Source organism: Komarekiella delphini-convector SJRDD-AB1 (assembly GCF_014831675.1).
GTDB lineage: Bacteria > Cyanobacteriota > Cyanobacteriia > Cyanobacteriales > Nostocaceae > Komarekiella.
Window position 1 is genome coordinate 1 of record NZ_VJXY01000038.1, and the last position, 21,402, is coordinate 21,402.

General features: G+C 40.2%; 15 protein-coding genes. 1 reads left to right on the forward strand and 14 read right to left on the reverse strand.

Annotated elements, in window-relative coordinates:
- Window positions 1-1,654, forward strand: a 1,654-nt coding sequence (locus FNW02_RS26295) for a thioesterase domain-containing protein (protein ID WP_191760432.1), incomplete at its 5' end; no start/stop codon positions are given.
- A 64-nt stretch (window positions 1,655-1,718) separates the two neighbouring features.
- Here FNW02_RS26295 and FNW02_RS26300 read toward each other — a convergent pair.
- The 14 genes from FNW02_RS26300 to rfbC all read right to left on the reverse strand — a co-directional run bounded on the left by FNW02_RS26300 (window position 1,719) and on the right by rfbC (window position 21,374).
- Window positions 1,719-2,840, reverse strand: a complete 1,122-nt coding sequence (locus FNW02_RS26300; protein ID WP_191760433.1) for a glycosyltransferase family 4 protein — start codon at window positions 2,838-2,840, stop codon at window positions 1,719-1,721.
- A 56-nt stretch (window positions 2,841-2,896) separates the two neighbouring features.
- Window positions 2,897-4,333, reverse strand: a complete 1,437-nt coding sequence (locus tag FNW02_RS26305; protein WP_191760434.1) for an O-antigen ligase domain-containing protein — start codon at window positions 4,331-4,333, stop codon at window positions 2,897-2,899.
- Between the two features lie 94 nt (window positions 4,334-4,427).
- Window positions 4,428-5,351 (reverse strand): glycosyltransferase family 2 protein, encoded by a 924-nt coding sequence (locus FNW02_RS26310; RefSeq protein ID WP_191760435.1) that lies wholly within the window; start codon window positions 5,349-5,351, stop codon window positions 4,428-4,430.
- Window positions 5,269-6,465 (reverse strand): glycosyltransferase, encoded by a 1,197-nt coding sequence (locus FNW02_RS26315; RefSeq protein ID WP_191760436.1) that lies wholly within the window; start codon window positions 6,463-6,465, stop codon window positions 5,269-5,271. The genes FNW02_RS26310 and FNW02_RS26315 overlap by 83 nt, the downstream gene beginning before the upstream one ends.
- A 39-nt stretch (window positions 6,466-6,504) precedes the next feature.
- Window positions 6,505-7,494: a glycosyltransferase family 2 protein gene (locus FNW02_RS26320; RefSeq protein ID WP_191760437.1), complete on the reverse strand. Its 990-nt coding sequence runs from the start codon at window positions 7,492-7,494 to the stop codon at window positions 6,505-6,507.
- An 83-nt stretch (window positions 7,495-7,577) separates the two neighbouring features.
- Window positions 7,578-8,744, reverse strand: a complete 1,167-nt coding sequence (locus FNW02_RS26325; RefSeq protein ID WP_191760438.1) for a glycosyltransferase family 4 protein — start codon at window positions 8,742-8,744, stop codon at window positions 7,578-7,580.
- Window positions 8,745-8,879: 135 nt separating this feature from the next.
- Window positions 8,880-10,049 (reverse strand): glycosyltransferase family 4 protein, encoded by a 1,170-nt coding sequence (locus tag FNW02_RS26330; protein ID WP_191760439.1) that lies wholly within the window; start codon window positions 10,047-10,049, stop codon window positions 8,880-8,882.
- A gap of 347 nt (window positions 10,050-10,396) precedes the next feature.
- The gene (gene hepA / locus FNW02_RS26340; RefSeq protein WP_191760441.1) at window positions 10,397-12,241 is read right to left on the reverse strand and encodes a heterocyst formation ABC transporter subunit HepA; all 1,845 of its coding nucleotides are present in this window, start codon (window positions 12,239-12,241) and stop codon (window positions 10,397-10,399) included.
- 199 nt (window positions 12,242-12,440) lie between these two features.
- Window positions 12,441-13,202 carry a heterocyst development glycosyltransferase HepC gene (hepC, locus tag FNW02_RS26345; protein ID WP_191760442.1) on the reverse strand — a complete coding sequence of 254 codons (762 nt, stop codon included), beginning with the start codon at window positions 13,200-13,202 and terminating at the stop codon, window positions 12,441-12,443.
- Between the two features lie 787 nt (window positions 13,203-13,989).
- A complete protein-coding gene (locus tag FNW02_RS26350; protein ID WP_191760443.1) occupies window positions 13,990-16,218 on the reverse strand; it encodes a polysaccharide biosynthesis tyrosine autokinase in 2,229 nt (742 codons plus the stop codon).
- Between the two features lie 129 nt (window positions 16,219-16,347).
- Window positions 16,348-17,448 (reverse strand): glycosyltransferase, encoded by a 1,101-nt coding sequence (locus tag FNW02_RS26355; protein ID WP_191760444.1) that lies wholly within the window; start codon window positions 17,446-17,448, stop codon window positions 16,348-16,350.
- A gap of 607 nt (window positions 17,449-18,055) precedes the next feature.
- On the reverse strand, window positions 18,056-19,369 hold the full coding sequence (locus FNW02_RS26360; protein ID WP_191760445.1) for an NAD(P)H-dependent oxidoreductase: 1,314 nt from the start codon (window positions 19,367-19,369) through the stop codon (window positions 18,056-18,058).
- Between the two features lie 92 nt (window positions 19,370-19,461).
- Window positions 19,462-20,655, reverse strand: a complete 1,194-nt coding sequence (locus FNW02_RS26365; RefSeq protein WP_191760446.1) for a glycosyltransferase — start codon at window positions 20,653-20,655, stop codon at window positions 19,462-19,464.
- A gap of 164 nt (window positions 20,656-20,819) precedes the next feature.
- Window positions 20,820-21,374 (reverse strand): dTDP-4-dehydrorhamnose 3,5-epimerase, encoded by a 555-nt coding sequence (gene rfbC / locus FNW02_RS26370; RefSeq protein ID WP_191760447.1) that lies wholly within the window; start codon window positions 21,372-21,374, stop codon window positions 20,820-20,822.
- Window positions 21,375-21,402: the final 28 nt, after the last annotated feature.

The window sequence follows — 21,402 nt, forward strand, 5'->3', positions numbered from 1 at the left end:
TACTTTTTGGAGATGTCAGCGCGGCAACAATTATATTCTTGCTCCTATTGGTTGCCCCATTACCAATACACAGATTTATATCCTAGATGCAGATTTACAACCTGTGCCTGTTGGTGAATCTGGGGAACTGTATATCGGCGGTGCTGGACTTGCCCGCGGCTATCTTAACCGTCCTAACTTGACCAAAGAAAAATTTATTCTCAACCCTTTTAGCCAAGAGCCAGGAGCGCGACTGTATAAGACTGGTGACTTAGCTCGTTACCTTGGTGATGGCAATATTGAGTATATTGGTCGCCTTGACTCCCAAATAAAAATCCGAGGCTTCCGCGTCGAATTAGGCGAAGTGGAGGCAGTACTCTCTCAACACCCCGCAGTTCAGCAATCCGTGGTGACAGTACGAGAGGATGTCCCTGGAGATAAGCGCCTAGTAGCTTATGTTGTTCTCAACTCCGAACAGGCAGCCACTATTGATAGACTACGGCACTTTCTCAAACAGAGATTGCCCGACTATATGGTTCCTTCAGCTTTTGTGATGTTGGAAGCTTTGCCAATGAATCCTAACGGCAAAGTAGACCGTCGTTCTTTACCAGAACCCCCTCAAACCAGACAAGAAACAGAAGCAATTGTCGCTCCCCGCGATGAGGTGGAACTCCAACTAGCAAACATTTGGGAAAAAGTTCTCGGTATTCAGCCGATTGGCATCAGGGATAACTTTTTTGATTTGGGAGGGAACTCTCTGCTAGCGTTGCGTCTAGTTGCACAAGTGGAGAAAGCCTTGAAGAAAAGTTTACCCTTAGCGACGTTTTTCCAAAATCCGACTATTGAGCAACTAGCTAGAATTCTGTGCCAATCAGGATTGCCAAAATCCTTATCCTATTTAGTACCAATTCAAACCAATGGTTCCAAACCACCTTTATTCTTATGTCAAGGTGTTAGCTTATATCAACCTCTAATTTCTTATTTAGGTTTAGAGCAACCTGTTTATGGATTGATAGCAGAGGATGGACAAGGAAGACCAGTTTATTTAAATCGAATAGAGGAATTAGCCGCTCACTATATTGAAGAAATAAAAACTCTCCAACCCAAAGGCCCTTATCGTCTAGGAGGTCTATCTTTTGGAGGTGTTATAGCATTTGAAGTTGCTCAGCAATTGATTTCGCAAGGTGAGCAGGTAGCTTTATTAGCTTTATTTGATTCTTGTCTACCAGGTGCACAAAAAGTATTGCCAATGCCAATATACAAGAGGCTTTCGCATCACTTTAATCAGTTTTTACAAATTGGCCCTAATTATTTCTTAGAAATACTCAAGCGGAAGATGAGCATTTCTTATGGCAAAATTGCTTTAAAAAATGACTTTTTCAGGATTAAAAATCTCGAATATCTAGTTAGGCGAGAGGCATACAACCAAGGAGTAAAAAAATATTCAATAAACTACGTACCGCAAGTTTACCCAGACAGTATAACTCTGTTCAAGGCTATTGATAGAGATATTACTAATGTTGAGGTTGTTGAAGTTGAGCCGGGACTGGGTTGGACTAAGTTGGCGGCTGGAGGATTGGAGATCCATGAAATTCCTGGCGATCATCATGGCATTTTGAAAGAGCCGAATGTTCAGTTATTGGCTGAAAAATTGAAGCTCTCCATAGATAAGTAGAGACGTTGTATTGCAACATCTCTACATGTTCTGTCTGTCACATTATTTTTATTGGTTTGTGACACTACGAAACACTTGGTATTGCAGAGCGAATTGTATTAATAAAGTTTTCGGCATAACGCTGCGTCGAGAAATCGCAGGCACGTTGTCGCGCTGCTAGTCCGATATTTCGGGCAAATTCTTGCTCATCAAGATAGCGGAGAATGGCGATCGCTAATTTATCCGCATCACCGTAAGGTGTTAATAGTCCATTAACGCCGTCAGTAATAATCTCAGTCGGGCCCCCAGCATTACCAGCTATAATCGGTTTGCCCAACGCCATCGCTTCAATAATTACAATCCCAAACGGCTCTTTATCTGATGCATGTACAAATACATCCATTGCCTGCACCCATTCCGGGATGTTACGCTGTAGCCCAGCCATAATCACCCGCTCTTTCAACCCTAAAGTTGCTATTTCTGCTTTTAAAAATTCCTCATAATCTGGTTCCAAATCGTGCTTACCGCCGACAACTACACAATGGGCATCGGGATATTTTTGCAAAACTTGGGGCATTGCTTGTACCAATACGTGCATTCCCTTCCATCGTTGTAATCGCCCGACAATTCCAATCAACGGCCCGTGCAATGGTAAGCCTAACTTGTGGCGTGTTTCTTCGACAGAAGGCAAAGCAGCAGGCTCGAATCTATCTAGGGCGACACCAGGATAGACTAAGGGTGTTGGTCTGTGGGGCCAAATCTGCGCTTGTGCTTGCTTGCCATCTTTGGAGAGGGTGACGATCGCACGAGCTGGTATTAAAGTAGCAAGCCGTACTAGCCAAGTTTTATCACTAGGTACTTCTAGTTGATACCACACAGCGGGCAATCCCGCTAGCATCGCCGCTAAACCCCCAGATATATGGGTAATCCACATCCAATTAACAATCATATCTGCACCTTCGCGGCGGGCGATCGCAGCTATCTGAAAAACAGCGGCAATAAAACGGTGAACTTGGCGCAGACGGCCGCTTTTAACAATTCGCGTATCAATGCCGAGGGACTTTACCTGTTCTACCATCGGCCCATCTTCCAAAAATATCACCAACCACTCAACACCAGCATTACGTCCTTGGTGCATCAAGTCCCAAAGCATCATTTCACCGCCGCCTTTTTGCTCGGCTAGTGGCATCACAACTATAACTTTCATAATCTATATCAATCCTATTTAAGTTGTAAGATTTTATTTTTGAGATTCCCGACTTATTACAAAAGTCGGGAATTTTGATGCTGATAGTATTTATGTGCCGCCATAGTCATAGCTAAAAAGCCCCAAAGAATCATGCCTGCTACACTCAACATGCCACTACCAATAAGCAGCTGTGTAGAAGCACTAATCCCAATAGCACGGGCAGCACTGACAAAACTATCAAAACGGGCTTCACTATATTGACTAACGCTGAAAAGCATCAAAATTAATCCACCCATATAAGGTATGGCTCCAAACCAGCCTAGGGTGAAGAACATATCTAAAATCCCACTGTCAATCACCACAACTTCTATCTGACCAGTTTTTTCGTTAACCTTCCAGATATTTCCTAAACCACTACCTAGAGCATTAGAAAGAGCTAGACCAAGGTTTCTGTCATAACTCCCTGATCTATCTTTAAAACTGCCATCTTCTTGAAGATGATAAAAAGTTTCTAACCGACTACCAATAACTGTAGAAAGTGGTTCGATGGTTGCTAAAGGGATAACACACATTGCCATCACTAGAATTATTGTAATTAGGCGCATTTGAATATGAGCTTTAACTGAACCCATAATCATAATTACGCCTAATAACCAACCGCCCCAGTTAGTACGTGCTTGCGCTAGTAAAAACGATAAGTAGCCAACAGCTGAGGCAGGAAAAATTAATTTTCCCGAACTAGTAAATAACAATAACAACCCAGCTTGCATAACAGAGCCAAACGGCCCAACTGAGTGCAGCGTGCTCCACACACGCATCCCAAAAGGAACAGGATTTCCAGAACTGGTAAATAGTTTTGATTCTATCAGCCAGTAGCGATCCCACTCAGGAGCTACCACGAATTGATATATGCCATAAGCTCCTGTAATCAACACGCACCAAAGAAATGTGCGCTGAATATTCTGGCGATAACTGGGATAATCTCGCCAGTTTGTGAATAAGTGAAAGGCAAAGATAATTGGACTTAGCCAGTCTAAAAGTCCGCGTGCTACAGGAATCGGGGAGTTGTAAATTAGCCCAACCAAAAAGCCATAGAAAACGCCGACAAAACCCAAAATAAAAGGTAAGCCACCCTGGCGATAAGCAGCAGGAAGATGGCGTAAGAAACTTCCTATGGTTACAAACACCACCAAGTAGGGTGCAATGAGCATCTGACGGGTGGGATCCCAGCCAACTCGATAATCAACTAAGCGGGTAGCTAAGGGCGTGAGAAACCATATCCACCAGGTAAACCCGATGTAGAGAATGGGATGGCGCAAGTATAAAAATACGGCTACAAGCAAAGCTGTCACCGGATAAATTAGGCGCAATAAAGCAGCAGCGCCGGCAAAATAGCAAGCGACAGTCACGAATAGAAAGCCTAGGATGACAATCCAACCTTGTGGCGATCGCTCTTTGGGAGAAAAGTTTTCTTTTAAAAAACTATTGAAAAGTATCTGCTTGGAAATCACTATACATCTCCACCATGCAGGTTATTTAGTGAAAAGTTTTAAACGCAGAGGGGCGCAAAGGAAAGCGCGGAGGGGCGCAAAGTTCACGCTGTTCTTACGTAACTTTGAATTGCTGATATGCTTGCCAACGCCCACGCCAGGATGCCAACAACTTTTTACCTGCTAGCTGGCCTTGACTGGGTAGAAGTCTGAGCCATTGTATTAAGCCCAAACTGTCGCGTGTGCCAACTAATATCGCCCAGAGCAAGAAGGCGGTACGGCGGATAAATGGCAGATGTTCTAATAAAACTAAAGTTTCGTTATGAACTAAATTAATAAAGGCAATTTCATTAAAGTTATTTCGCTGATCTTCATCAAAACGTTGGGCTGGATAGTGATCTACAGCTACCTGGGGGTCGTAAATTATCTGCCAACCAGCTCGCTTGAGAGTCAGAGTGAATGCCATTTCAAAGTGTACCTGCGCCCCTGTACCTCGCATCCGTTCATCAAAGCGCAATTTCCCGTATGCCTGAGTCCGAAAACTCATATTTACGCCCTTGAGAATATCGACTTCGCGGGGTTCTCCGACTCCCAGGTGATGGTTGCCAATCACGCGCCCAAACCACTGCAACTGACCGACTACTAGGCGAGAATCGTCTTCTAGTTTGCTACCGTGGTGTATCCAGTCGCGCCCACCTACGCCGCCGATGCGACTATCACAGATAAAGTGAGCGGTGATTCGCTCTAACCAATCTGGGCGGGGTGCGGCATCATCATCAGTAATCGAAACAATATCGCCCTCTACTACTGCCAGCCCAGCGTTGAGGGCTGCTACTACCCCCGGTTGCGTCACCTTCACAGTATGCAATGGCAGGTTGTGCGCTTTGTATTGATCAAGGAATTGCCATGTTTCTGCATCCGTATCACGCACAACCACTATCACCTGAGCGGCTGGTTTAGTTTGCTCCTGTAGCGCCGAAAGGCAACGGCAGAGATCTAGAGGACGGCGATAGGTCGGGATGAGAACGGTGTTCTGCATTGCTTAACTCCTCGAATAGATCCACATAAGTTTGCGCCATAATAGTCCAGCTATGTTGTTCTGCTACAGAGCGAGCTGCTTGACCCATCTGTTGCATTAAAATGCGTTCGCTCACTAAGGACAGCAGTGCTGTTGCTAAAGCATCGGTATCGTCTGAGTCGGGCAGGACGACTCCACATTCTGGTGTCACTAATTCTGCACCCCCCGTTGCGGTGGCAGTAATTACAGGCAATCCAGAGGCGAGTGCTTCTAACAATACAAGCGTGCAAGCTTCGTAACGGGAAGGAAAAACGAATAAATCTACTGCTCGCATAATTTCGGCGATATCACGTCGATATCCCACAAAATGCACGCGTTCATTTAATCCCAGAGATACTGCTAACTGTGGGAAGGGGCTACCTTCAGTGTGACCCACCACCACTAGATGTAAGTCGGGAACTTTTACCAAGGCGTGCAACACGGTATCTAGGTTTTTCCTGGGTGTGCGGATGTCTCCGGCAAATAATGCCAAGGTGACATTCTCTGGGAGTCCTAATTTTTGCCGAGACGCTATGCCAGGAGCAAATTCTTGTAAATCAACTCCATTGACTATTACCCGAATGCGAGAACGGGGAACGCCAATGTTGATTAATTCTTGTGCGACCTTTTCCGATACGGCTATCACAACTTTCGCTGTTTGAAAAGCCTGTTTTTCCCAACGGGCATTTAATGCGGTAAATAGCCACTGGTAAAGACCATATAAATCTCGGCGGTTGCGGGAAATGTGAACAGGCGATCGCAACCATGAACTGTGGACAAAATGTACGGCATTCACATCAGCGGCAGCCATACTAATCGCCCCATTAACTTTGACTAAATCAATGCCACGAGATTTTTTTAACAAATCTGCGCTTTTTTTAGCAAAGATGAAATTACGAATTAATTCAGTTGGATAACCATTAACTGGAATTTCCATCCAATTAACTTGGCTATCATTTTCTAGTTCTGGTGCAATTTCACTTGCTAATAATGTCAGGTGATGTCCGCGATTAATTGCTTCTTTGGCAACTTCATAATTAACTCGACCTTGACCATCACCTCGTTTAACTTTATGGGTAATAATACACAGTTTCACGTCCCACCTCTACCAATAGCTTAATTTTAATTAACTCGATTATTTTGATATTTCTAGTAATTTACTGACCAATAGTTGCGGAGTAAAGCTGAGAGTGAGTGCTGCTATAGTTCGCAAATTAAATTTTTGTTTCAACACTTGCCAAAAATAAGGGCGTGCTGCTGTTGTCTGATTAATTCGCAGTAAACCAATTCCTAAAGTAGTATTAGCAGCTAACCATTGTTGTTGAAAGTATGTCTTAAATTCTTGTAAACGAGTGTCTTCCATAAATACTTTGTAGCAAAACATTTCGCTTTTAGCTTTGCGAATTTTTGCTTGCACATCTCGACCACCACTAAGCATGGTGTCAGTTTGTTCATGAACACGATATTGCGTTAGTCTTTCTGGATAATAGTAAGCTCCACGCCCAGATATACAGCAGAGATAAGTTAAATATAAATCCCACATCCCACCAACTTCTGGAGGAATACTATCCCAATCAATAACATTATTGCGAATCACACAAGCAGCAGCGGTGGCTATACTTTTATTTATTAGCCCAATCTTGAAGAAAGATTGATGAATACCTTGTGTTAGTTTATCTCGTTTATAAGCACGTGTATTTTCTTCAGTTCCAATATCATTAATTTTGCTATGTGCATCTATGATGTATTGGTCGCAAAAAGCAAGAACTAATTCAGAATTTTTTTCTAGAATTGGTACAAGCTTTGCTAAAAAATCTTCATTCCACATATCATCATCATGAAGACTAGCAACATATTTACCTTGCGCCATTTTGAAGCCATGTTGTTGATTAGCGAACATACCAACATTTTGTGGCTGTTGCCAAAATTTGATGCGTGAATCATTAAACGATTCAATAATAGTTTGAGGATTTTCTCGACTACAATTATCAGAAACAATAATTTCAATATTTTGATAAGTTTGTGTAACAGCACTAGCGATCGCTAGCTTAAGATACTCTGGTCGATTATAGGTTGGAATAATAACACTGACTAAAGGCTGTTGATATTCTTGATTCGATAACATATTTTTACTCTGTATTTTGTCCGGTAAAAGTCGTCCCCCAAAGCAGCCAAATTGGCTTGATTTATTTTAGTAGCTTAACTAGTTCAAATAGAAAAATCATATATGATTTTTTCATAAATTTCTTGGAGATGTTTTACATGAACATCCATTGTAAGTTCTTTCATCAAAAAAGCATGACCTTGTTCGCCAATTTGGCGACTTTTTTGATAATCTGTGTCCAATTCAGTAATAGCATCAGCCAGCTTTTTAATATCATTAGCTGGCACAAGAATACCTGTTTCTCTATCTCGTAAGTGTTCTGGAATACCTCCTACTGCACTGGCAATTACAGGTCGATAACGAGCATAAGCTTCAAGAGTTACAAGTCCAGCAGGTTCAGGCCAAACACTAGGAAATATAACTGCAAAACACTGTTGATAAAGTGTATTTAATTTATCAGCCTCACACCAACCGTGCCAAGTGATCCGATTATTCAATCCTAGTGAACTAGCTAATTTTTCTAATCGCAGCTTATCCCATCCTTCACCTGCGATATCAAGATGAATTCGCGGATTTGTATGTACTAAAGTCTTTAGCAACCATTCCAGTCCTTTATCAGGTACAATCCGCCCAACAAAAAGAATTCTATGATTTTGATGAATTTCTAAACTTAGGGGTTTTGTGCCAATTGGGGGTACTGAAGTTCCACAACGCAGAGTAATAATTTTCTCAGACGACACACCATTCTTTATTAACTGTTCCCGGACATAATTGCTATTAGCAACAACTGTAATTTTTAGATTATTTAATATATTTAACACTTGTTGAGAATGCAGGAATTCCTTAACCGCTCTTTGAGGTCTGCGGCTACCACAGCCATCTACTACTTTGCCCCAAGTACATCCTAAATATGAGAAATTTCGCTCGCAAACTACACCCTGACCTGCTAAATATTTTGTGCCGCTAGGACAGTAGGTTGAATGATTATGAACAGTGAAGACTACGGGACATTTACCTGTAATCCCTAATAGCAAATCTGGACTATGAATGTGAACCAATTTAAACTGGCTTTGGTCAACATTCTGAAGAGATTTGAGAACGCGATCGCTTACACCAGGCAGTTGATGATTAATTAAAGAAGTTAAATAAGTTTCCGCTCCTCCGCTTCCATTTATTTCAAAGCCAGAACAGTGATAAATAAGTTTTTCATCAAATATATCCTGTGATATTTTTTTTTGATATTCCTTATTTTCTTTCATTAACTTTGACATTTTTACTCACCTATAATGTTCAAGCTTAACTAGATTAAACCTCTTAGATAAATTTTATTTACATCATATATAGATGCAAATAATGGCAAAAATTTACTTTTGCCCGAAGTCTATTATTAACTTATATTGAATGTTTCAGTTGAGTAATCCCTGTGTTCTAAATATTTGTTTTAACTGTTGGTTATAAAGTGCTTGGTTATAAGCAGTAGCAGTAGTTCTAGCTGCTTTACCCATTTCTGAGCGAATCGATTCATTAGCAGCTAAAAAACTTAGCTTTTCAGCAATAGCTTTTTCATCTCTGGGTGGTACGATAAATCCGTTCACGCCATCTTCAACTAAATCAGCAGCACCACAATGAGAAGTAACAATTACAGGTAAACCGCAAGCCATTGCTTCGAGTACAACCAGTCCGAAACCATCTTCAACGGAAGGTAAAACTAGTACTGAACAACGACTAAATACTTGTACAGGATCTTGGTGATTGAAGTTCCAAAATTCTTGCTTAATATTAGAGTATTTACTTAGTATTTTATCTATTAACAGTCGTAATATACGTGTTGATGTACCACCAACTAATAATAGTTCAGAATTAGTAATTTTAGCTTGTAAGAAAGCAGGGATTAAATATTGAACTCCTTTGCGAGGTTCAATTGTGCCTACATAAAGAGGACGAAATGTTGAGTCAGTTTTGGGAGCAGGATAAAATTTTTCAGTATTAATAAAGGGAGTAAGAACAGCAACTTTTTCTGCGGAAAATCCTGTATCAATAAATGTTTGTTTTGCAATTTGTGAAAGTACAATAATTAAATCAGCTTGCGTACACTCTTCTAAAAAGCGTTGCAGCATCATAGGATTCATCATTGCTACAGTAGAATCAGAAAGAAACTGCATTTCTTGCTGAATTTGTTCTTGCATGAATGGAAGGTAATTATTAAGGCAATAAAGCCAAGCGATCGCACCTTTTGCTTTGGCTACCCTAAAGCCTAAATTAGTTTGACCTGCTACCCCCATAATTAAATCACAGGGCTGAGATTTTAACTTTTTACTTACCTGTTGATCAAAATATAAATCACTTAGTAGTACAGCCCAATCATTGCGACGACGCAGTAAGGGAGTAGCAAGTAATCGTCTACTCCAGCGAGAATAACCAACGGGATAAATTGGAAAATCTGTGTGAGGTATTTCCAAACCGGCACAAAATACAGTTAAATCTGCGAGTTCACTTAAACCTGCGGCTGCATTTGCCAAGCAGACTCCTTGTCCTCCTGTACCTAAGCTTGTATTGCAAGTAAGAGTAATTTTCATAACTTTGAGTTAGCAAAAGTTGAATTTGAGCAAACTTGCTCGAAGATTTGCAAATAGTGTTCGACTAAGTTTATGAGGTTTTACATGAAATACATCCGTCTGGAGTTCCATCAGGACGATTAGGCCAAGTCATTAATAAAAAGTCTGCCAATCTGGCAACTTTAATTGCTTGAAATTGAAGCAAACTACCGAAGATAGAGGTAACACCTGTAATATTTTGGTTTTGCAAAACCCTTTAGATGATAAATTATCAGAGTATACAACCGTTTTGATTTAACAGTTATCAGTTATCAGTCATCAGTTTTTTTCTGACCACTGTTTACTGTTTACTGTTTACTGTTTACTGTTTACTGTTTACTGATTTCATACTGCATTTGGTGATATTTCCAAAGCTTACCTTGAAGCTCAAGTAGTTCTTGATAATTACCTTGTTCTACAATCCGCCCCTGTTCTAGCACTACAACTTTGTCTGCTTTAGCGATAGTAGAAAGACGGTGAGCGATCGCAATTACTGTTCTCCCAACAGATAGCTTTTCTAATGAGTCTTGAATTAAGCGCTCAGATACAGAATCTAAAGCACTAGTTGCTTCATCCAAAATCAAAATTTCTGGGTTCCGCAGTAAAGCACGCGCAATTGCAATTCGCTGTCTTTGCCCTCCAGATAACCGCACACCTCTATCTCCTAGTTGTGTGTCAAAACCTTCTGGCATTTCTAGAACAAATTCCAGTGCATTTGCTAGTTGAGCAGCTTCTATAATTTCACTTTCACTTGCTCCTGGTGTGCCGTAAGCAATATTATTCCGAACAGAAGTGTTGAAAATAAATGTGTCTTGACTAACAACAGCTATCTTATGACGTAGAGAGTTGATTTCAAATTGCCGCACATCAACTTCATCGATATAAATATTTCCCTCTGTGGCATCATAAAATCGAGGAATTAAATCAGCAAGTGTTGTTTTCCCAGCACCAGATGCTCCAACTAGGGCTGTCATTTTACCCCGTTCAATGGTGAGTGTAACATTATGAAGTACTAAATTATCGGCACTATAGCCAAAATCAACAGATACTAAGTTAATTGACCTTTTTAAATCTTGAAACTGAATTGTGCCGTTTTTAAAGTAAATTTTATCGTCGGTTTTTAGGAGGTTTTTAATATTGTCTGCTGACCCTTGAAGAGTGCTGAGAAATGCTCTAGTGCCATTAATATCTTGAACGAAGGGAACGAGGCGCAATAGTACAAAGAAAAAGGTTAATAAAGAGGCTACTTGCAGCGTTCCATTGATAACAAAGTTGGTGAACGCTAAAATAATCATCCCAATCAATACTGTAGTAGCTATTCCTTCAGCAATTGGTCTGACTAATGTCCAGATTAATATAACTTTAGTTGAACTACTAACTACGCGATCGCTAGCTTTATAGTAACGCCGACGCTCAAATTCTTGAGTACCAGAAGCATGAACGGTGCGAATACCATTAATAAATTCTATGGCTGTTGATGTAAAGTTACCATTAGCTACCGACATGCCAAAGCTGGTTTCTCTGACTCTAGCATTTAGAGTTGATAATCCAACACCTAAAAGTGTAAATAACAAGACTGCAATTAGTGTTAGTTGCCACGAAAGCACAAACATTGATATTAAGTAAACTAGGGTTGTCATCCCTTTGCTCAATAAAAATGCCGCCCCACTAAAACCTTGTCTTACCCGTTCAATTTCTGTGGTAATTGTGTTAATCAGTTCACCAGAACGAGTTTTTGCAAAGTAGCTTAGCGACAATGATTGTAACTGTTCAAAAATTTGCTTACGCAAGCGATCGCCAAGATGGAGTTGAGATAATTCAGTATATACTTGTGCAAAATAATTGAAGCCTACACGTAACCAGGTACTCAACAAAATTAGCAAAGATATTCTGTATAAACGGCTAACTGCTGATGTATTAGCTCCTAATATTAAATTATCAAACCAATCTATTCCTACCTTGATTGGTTGGGCATCAGGACTAGTTAAACTTTGCAAAAATGAGAGCAAAAAACCAATGCTTACACCTTCAAAAGTTGCGGTTAAAAATGAAAATACCAAGGCAAGTATAGCAATATTACGAAAGTGCTTAAACTCTCGCAAAATCAAATAGTTGTTCTGCCAAAAGCTAGTAGCTTTGAATAAATTATGGAGTGGTCGAGATTGGAAATGCATGGATTTTCAACAATAGTTTCATGAAGCAAATAGACATTTGTAGATGCTATGCAAAAAATATTTGCATATAGAATGCGGTAAATGAACTAATCAATTACCGCACTCAGCCTTAAGAGTTATTTTTGCAGAATTGAGAAGAGTGAGAAAAACTTGAACCGCTTATAGTTAGTGCTAACTATGAACTTTTGGAGTAATTAAGTTACAGTGTTGAGCTATCTAAATGCAATAGATTTGGCTGTGTATCTATTTCCCATGAACCAGTAATTTCTGATAGTTTATTCAGCTGGCGTTTTCCTTGTAAACTCAGCTGCACTGCCTCTTCCAAAGTCCAACAACGAGTTCCTATCAAACTCATTTCACCGCGCAGTACATTCAATAATTGGGGCAGATTATCCAGATCATACTTACGCATCCAATGCCCTAACGGTGTTATTTTATGCTTTGCAGTTGTGCAAAACTTGATTGCTTGAAAAAGTTTACCTCGTTCTCCAACATGCCACTCACGAGAAAAAAGTGACTCTGGCGAATTAAATTGCATCAATACAACTAATATCAGCATAATTGGACTCACTAATAGCAGTAACACTAGAGCAGTAATCCAATCAATTATTCGCTGTAACGAGTTCAAAGGATAGCTACCTCTCGGCAGTTGATTGCCAGGACGGATGCGTAGGAATATTGGCTTATGAGCTTGCTCACACGCATCTGCCCAAAACCTCAGCAAAGTCTCACCGAGTTTTGGATCTATACTTACCAAATTTACTGGAGAATGTTTTAAACAATTTACTAATAATTGCTCATTATCTAATGAGGGTAAATATGGTTGTTTTACTTCTCCAGCAGGTTTCACCAACAGCTGACCCCGCCGCCACTGAAGCGTGCAGTGTGAGGAGGGATTAACTTTGTGCTGCTTGGTAACATTATAAAAATTCTGTAGAGTTGGAATTATTGAAGTTGTCATATGTCTTTGGATTTATACAATAGTGAATTGCTGAAGTGTTATCAAAGACTATCAAGATTAAAGACTCAGTTTGAATCTTTTTCACCCCGAAAAATTGTAGATAATTGTGTGCAAAATGTGCTATTTTTACTTGTACTCTAGGCAAGTACACATGTTGCGTAATGATTCTGGTTTTAAGAGATACTAAGCAGATAAATAACAATAAATGTAACTGAAAAGCTTTACGGGAGACTAGGGATTTCCTCTTGGGATTAATAATGGTGGGGAGTACAGAGGAAATTCACCTGATTACTCTATTGCTTCATACCTACATTTAATTACGCTTATCTGCTCATTTAGATTGATCTAATCAAACTAGTTTACTCTTGCTTCCTAGTTTTTTGTAAGAGGCTTTAATCTCTAGAATATAAGAATCTATAAGAATAAATAACGCTCAAATGAATTCTTTATTGACTCTTTAATTAGCCATTGATTTTTCTAAAAAATATAAAGAATTCATCAATATTATTGGTTTTTGTTAATAACAATACAACTAAAGTATCATATTTAAAAGGCTTATTAATTACAAATAATTTATTTAAGTGATTTTTAAACAAGGTATTGTAGGGGCACAATATATTATGTCCCTACGTGTTGCTTTTGTATTCTATTCGGTTGCAAACTGCGATATGTGCGATCGCATCCTAACAAGTGCGATCGCACAATCTACAAGATATGCCAGAGTGTGACACCAAAGGCATCCACTCTAATTAAAAACTCTCTATATACGTTATGTGGAAATAATCTACTATTTTTCCACAGCTTGTTTGAGGGCTAATCGTTGTTGTTTTGCATAAGGTACATAAGTATGAGCAGCGTTTGATACCCCATCTGCTACAACCCCAATTAGATTTAACCTGCTCAGCATGGTTGTAGCTTGAGTTAGTTGGGTTCGCGTTACGCCACCAATGCTTGCCACCAGTACTACACTACGACAAGATGATGCGGTAAGCATGGCATCTACCAAACCGAGAACTGGAGAAGCATCTATGAGTACCAAATCATAATTTTCCTCAAATGTTGCCATCAATTGCATCATCCGAGGAGAACTCAAGAGATTAGCTGAGTCAGCAGGCGTTGGGCCGGCGGTCAAAATATCGATGTAGGCTGAGCCTGAGGACTGAATACTAATCTGGTTGGGTAGAGTGACATCACTCGCCAATAGAGTTGAAAGTCCCTGTTCATTGGGAAGATTGAGCTGTTTGTGCAGACTAGGATCTCTTAAATTGGCATCAATTAACAGTACTCGTTTGTGTAAACGAGCAGCACTCATTGCCAAACCCAATGCTAAAGCTGACTTACCCTCATCAGGCAAAGCAGAAGTGATCATCAAAGACTTTAAGCTGGTTACAGAATTTAAAAGTTCAATATTTTTGTAAATTAGATCCAGCGATTCCCAACGCGGTGGGGATTGCAACACCTGAATTGTCCAGGGAGCAAGAACTTCTGGCTTGCCAAAAGGCAGCTTAATTATTGATTCTCTTGTTTTAGCAGGTGGTAATTTGGGAGTCGTACCCAACAACGGCAAAGCAACCTGCTTCTCCAACTCAGCAGTGGTATGAACAGCATCATCAGCTGCTTCTCGAATAAAAGCAGCAACACCTCCTAACATTAACCCAACCACTGCACCCAACAGAAGATTTTGCTGGAGGTTAGGGCCCAACTTTGTACCTGTTTGAGGATCTTCTACAACTTCCCAATTAAATCCACCCTTGGAAAGTTCTTGCCGCAATTGCTGTTCTGCTCTTAAAAGTTGCTCCAACCTTTCACGGCTAAATTGTAATTGCGGTAACATGCGATTGTAATAAGCCAACAGAGGAGGAAAGCGCTTGAGTTCCAAGCGCAGTTCGTTCTGTTTCTGTGTCAAAGTTTGATCGCGAGCACTTAAAGCAACTATATTTGTCTGCGTCTCTACTAGCTGGCCAGCAAGGCTGAGGTCAATTTCACCGAGCTGTCCTTGTTCAAGAAGAGATTGTCCAGCCGAGAATGCACCTGTAGGCTGTTTGCCTAAAGTCCTTCCTACTTCTTGTTGCAATAATATTTTCTGGCTTTGAAGTTGTTCTTTGAATTTTTGTACACTCGGAGTCTCATCAGTGAAACGTAAGCGTTCTTGTGCTAAAGCCAGTTCTGTTTTTTGGATTTCGTTCAGTAAGCCTTGATAACGAGTAGACTGACTAAGACGAGAAGAAACTAGAGCGTTTTGTGGAGAACGGTTAAGTTGTTCTTCCAAAGATTTTTGACGTGCAAAAGCCTCTTGATACTGAGAACGAGTTGCCTGTCGCTCTTGCTCAATAGTATTTAAAGCTGTCTCAATCGCTCTGGCTTGTGACTCTGGATCGATTAAATTTTGGTTTCTGCGAAACCGTTGTAAGTTTGCCTCAGACGCGTTTACTTCTTCACTGGCTTTACTCAACTGTTCCCTGATAATTTGCAGACCTTTCTGCAAACGCGAATCCTGCTGTTGTTTGTTGTATTCTAAATAAACTTGCCGAATTGCATTCAGAACTTTTTGCGTCTTCTCTGGATCTGTATCAATATATTCAACTTGAAATATTTTAGTAGCTACATTATCTTCTTTAGTCCTTAATTGATTTAAGACTAAAGAACTTTTAATTTCAGCTGTTGTGATATTCGGATAGTCAGACTGAACCTTATCAACCGCTTTTTGGATAAGTCCAGAACTCTGCATCAAGTTAAGCTGAGTTGCCGTATCGATGACAACATTAGAGTCAGTAAACTGATTTTCTGGCCCAACTCCTTCTTTTTTGCCTTGATAATTAGGTTCTATTAGCAGTTGCATCGAACTTTTGTAAGTAGGATGTGTCCTAGAAGTTACTATACCTGCAATAGCAATAGAACTAATAAATACTGCTAAAAACCAGGGAAATCGCCGTACAAGTATTGCAAATAATTGTCCGTAGCCTGGTTCATTTTCGGGGACTGTAGTTATATGTGGATTTAGACTATTTTGAATCACTTTTATTATCCTTCTCTTCTCTTCGAGACGCTATGCGAATGTAACCCTGCCGAAGTTCTGAGCGGAGGCTTTTTCAGCTCAAACTTCTCTTTGCGTAGCTTGCTTCGCCGTAGAGGTACACTCAACAAATCAAATGAATGACTGATGCACGCCACGCGTTTGACCAATAATTTTCTCGACTTTGCTAAAGAATGCTTTTTCAGAAAAATTTGTCACTGCATGATTACGGATATGATCGTAATTCCAAGTGATTTTTCCTGCTTCTAGTAAAGCAGCTTGCAAAGATTCGGGTGTCTGTCTTTTAAAGAAGACCCCTGTTTCTCCAGGTATTTGAGTATCTAATACTCCACCTGCGCCATAAGCGATGACTGGTGTTCCACTAGCATTAGCTTCTACTGGAACTAAGCCATAGTCTTCTAAAGCTGCAACAATAATAGATTTAGCTTTAGAAAATAAGTTTTTGCGTGTTCCATCAGTTACGTGTCCTAAGAATTCAATGTTATCTAATGCTTTGGACTTTAACCGCTCTTGTTCTGGCCCGTCACCTGATATTAATAACCGCCACCCTAACCAATTAAAAGCTTCGATGATTATATCAAGACGTTTATAGCTGATCATTCTAGCTGAGGCCAGATAATATTCATCTTTTATATCCGAAAAAATAAAGTTACTAGTATCAATTGGATAGTTAATTACAATTGCTGGTTTACCGTAAATACTTTGAATGCGCCGAGCGACAACGCTCGAATTAGCAATGTACAAGTCAGGTTCCTGAGCATAAGTCAGGTCTACGTTTCGCATCAATTGAAAGATGTATTCAATTAAAGGAGCAAAGTATCGATAGTCTCCGTATTCCCGTAAATAAGTTTCTGTGTCCCATAAGAAACGGGTAACATTATGACAAAAGCAAATGTGGCGGGCATTTGAGCGTTTTCGTACTGCTTTGGCGAAGCTGGTACTACTGCTGATAATCAAATCGTACTCTTGCAGATTCAATGCCCGAAAAGCCGGGAAATATAGGGGAGCGATCAACCTGAAATACTTTGCTGCACCTGGAATCTTTTGCAAAAAAGTCGTGTTAACTATACGCTCACCTACATCAATAGTTTTTTGGCGATCGTACAAAGATGTAAAAATATCAGCTTCGGGGTAGCGTTTACATAGCAATTCAAACACGCGCTCTGCCCCACCGCGCTGGGTTAAATAATCATGGACTAGAGCAATTTTCATTAATCTTACCTAAAGTTCTAATAAAGCTTTTTTGAAAGTTAAGCAGCAAACTATCAACAACTTTAGTGTTCAGTAGTATAACTTTCGTTCGTAGTGAGTGATTTATCGCTCTGCATAAGGTTTTAAAGAGCTAGAGCTAGTTACTACGAACTCTCATTTAATTCAGCCTTTCTACTTAACCTTTAGGAGGATATTTGAGAAGTACACAATATTTGTATATCCGTATAAATCCTTGAAAAATAAGGATTAAGAAGTTATACAAGAACTTTATGTATTAAGAGCAGCTTTTCAAATATCCTCTAAATATTGCTTGAGATATCTACACAGTATCTAGAAAATCTTCCTAATTGATTTATGCCGATACCAGAATATTTATACCAATTGAAAAAAACTAATGCGACAGATAGTAGAGATGTTGCAATGCAACGTCTCTACCAAAGGATTCGTTGCAATCATTAATTGAATCGGTATTAGATAGTAATACACCATTTATTTATGATATTGGTATCTAGGAATGTTGATATTGTTCTGATTTTGAGAGCAGACAGTTAACTATTCTGATGACCATACATGAAAAATTGCTATTACTATCTATAAAATCTAGAATCTACCCTACTGCTGCCAGAATTTTTTCTGGGGCAAAATAAGCGTTTTGCTCAGTTCGTAGTTGGTCGCAGAGTCTACCTTTGGGCAATTCTACATCTTCGTAAGTAAGGACTTGATCCTGAAGAATATCTCGCTTTAAACGACATCCTTCAGCTAAACCAATTGGTAGAAGATTTTGTTCTTGGACGATGTGGGAATTTTCACATTGTCCGTAGGTCATATAGTAGCCGATGCCATCTAAGGTTTCCCCTGCTTTTAGGTCGATTTTGGCAGTGGTAACAACATCCACAAGGGGGCCAGCCAATGGAGACATAACAGCATCTTGGAACAGGACAGCACGCGCGACAGATAGTGGAACTTCAAAATGACAGAGGTGATAGGGAGTATAGAAGCTGTAAAGGGGGCCTTCACCTAGTTTGTACAAATTGAGGTAGTGGCGTTGCTTGGGGTCATCGTGGGTGGCAAATACATACACGCCTGGCCCGGGTTTTGCTCCAACTACATAATCGACGATACCGCCTAGTTGTTTGAGTTGTTCAACATCATAAAGATGGGTCATTTCTTCAACATAACCGCTGAAGTCATATCCCAGCATCCCCCGTTTGGCGACTTTCATCCCTGTGGCATTGGCAACGATCGCCTGCTCAAAGGAAATTTTTGTTCCGTCGGCAAAGCTAGCTACCATGTGGGGTTTTTGACCCCAACGCTTAGCAAATGCTTCTTGGGTGGTGGGATTACGATAGGGGTCTTGAAGTCCTTTAATGTTACCGCACAATAGCGGAGTTAAACCAATGCTTTTCACAAATCGGTAAAGATTCATTTGCACCCCTGGCTGATCGCCATCACAAGCGCTGAGAATCACCCCGGCTTTATCGGCATACACTTTGAGGATAGGGCCGATAGTGCCATCGAGTTCGGCATTCATCATAATCACATGTTTGCGATGAGCGATCGCTTCTAACACGATATGAGCACCAAACTCTACAGCACCCGTAACTTCGATTATGGCCTCGATTCCTTCGGCGCGGCAAAGTAAGTTGGCATCTTCTGTGACGGCATACTTAGAAGAGGCGATCGCATCTTCTAGTTCGCCGACACTAGCAACAACTTGAATGTCTTCAATTCCCGCTTCTGAATAAGCTTGCTTGGCGGCGTCAATTCTACGGTTAGAGATAGCAACTAACTCCATCCCCGGCACTGAATTGACTATCTGATTGGCAATTCCTCTACCCATAAAGCCAGCACCAATCATCCCTACTTTGATGGGATTGCCTGCTGCTGCGCGGGTTTGTAAGGCGCGATCGATAATAATCATTAACTAAACTCCTTTATAGAACTGTTCGTTGATATACCAATTCTCTATATTCGGCTTAGATTCCCGACTTCTCTAAGAAGTCGGGAATCTTGTTAGTTTTTCTGCCTATGTTCTATCATTTGCTCCACAGCATTTCGGTAAGCCTCAGCAAACTTCTCTTTGGTATGATTTTCTCTTGCATATTCCCATGCCTTACAAGACATTAGTTTTAAGTCTTCTCCAGGCAAATTGGCAATTTTTCTAACTGTTGCCTTAATTTCTTCAAGGGAATAATTCTTTAAAATCACGCCAAAATCGTGAACATCTACACCAGATTCGTAGGTCAAAATCGGAATTAACCCGGCTTGTAAGCTGGTGATTACCGCTCCTGCCTGTCCTTCAGAAACGGATGGATAAACAAGTCCTAAACAGTTATTTGTAATTTCTAAAAACTCAGGACTGCTAACATCAACCCAACCATGAGTGTGAATGTTTGGTGTTTCATACAACTCTTTATAAAATGCTTTTTCAAATTCTTTATCGTTACTGACAGGGCCGCAAACCGTTAAATGGTATTCTGGCATTTGAGCAAAAGCATCTAAAACTAAGTCTAATCCTTTGAGAACTAAAGCACTACCACCAAACCACAGAAAATGCTTTCTGATCGCCTCAAAGTCTTTCCCGTCAGGACAGGGATAAACGTGTGACGAAGAAATAGGGATACGAAACATCGGTTTGTTGGCATATTTGAATGTATTAACTGTGAAATCGTTGCCTAACACAGTAGCGTAATCGGCATATTCAATTCCCAAGTTAGGCGTTTCAAAACGCTGGGGACGTAAAGTAATACCTCTACGCTGTTGTAGTTCTAAAAGCCTGTTACATTCAGCTGCATTGCGAAACACCATATTAGCAATATCAACGTGGAAAATTTTGATGCAATCTTTATTGAGTAATGGTGTAAGTGCTTCTAGCCGATGGCGTAGATCAATAAAAAATGCGTAGTCTTTTTGAGGAACGAATTCATCATTGTGAAATTGTATAACATCAACGCTATAACCAAGGTCTAAAAAAGTTTGCGCGATGAGCAGACACTCCCAATTCCAACTTTGGTCATTGGGAACAGGTTGACCTGGTTTTAATAAGAATGGTTCAATCCGATAAGAAAGAAGTACATTTCCTTTAGAAGGTTGGTTTGGTTTTAGGGAAACAACCTGCAACGTTTTGATGTACTTGATGCGAGTGTTTACCTTTTTGATCAAAGAAGATATAGAGGTAGTAAGATGAGTTATGGTATTGTTTGGCATTTGGTATTTTCCAATTTTCTTCGACTACACAAAGAGGATTTAGCAGCTGTTTTTCAGTTGTTAATTGGCAATTAAATATAGCAATCTAAGATATGCTGTAATCCCCACTAAAGCAGAATGAAGCTCGTACAAACGGGCGATCGCAAACTATTTAAGAGCTATATCTATCTAGAACTTGTACCCCCAACAGTCATCATTCTCAATAAAGGCCAATTTAAATCTTTCTCAGAAATTTCAGTCACATCTAGGGGCCAATCAATATTAAAAAATGGGTCATCATAGCGTAGACCTTTCTCATACCCAGGCATGTAAAATTCACCCACTTGATAGACAACTTCAGTCTCATCCGCAAGTGCTTGATAGCCGTGAGCGAACATTTCTGGCACATATAAGGCGCGGTGGTTATCTGCTGTTAGTTCTACACCAATATGTGATAAAAAAGTCGGCGACTCAGGACGCATATCAATAATGACGTCATAGATAGCACCTTTAATACAGCGAATTAATTTTGTTTCTGCTGCTGGTATTTGATAGTGCATTCCCCGCAGAGTGCCTTTTTTGTAGTTGAAAGATAGGTTACATTGAGCAACTGTTGGCTTTAACCCGTGTGCTTCAAATTCTTGAGCGCAGAAAGTCCGTGCGAAAAAACCACGGTGATCTGGCTTTTTTTCTAAATCAATGATGAATGCGTCTTTGAGTGCGGTTTCGGTGAATATCATAGATTACAAGGGTTAGTATTAATAAAAA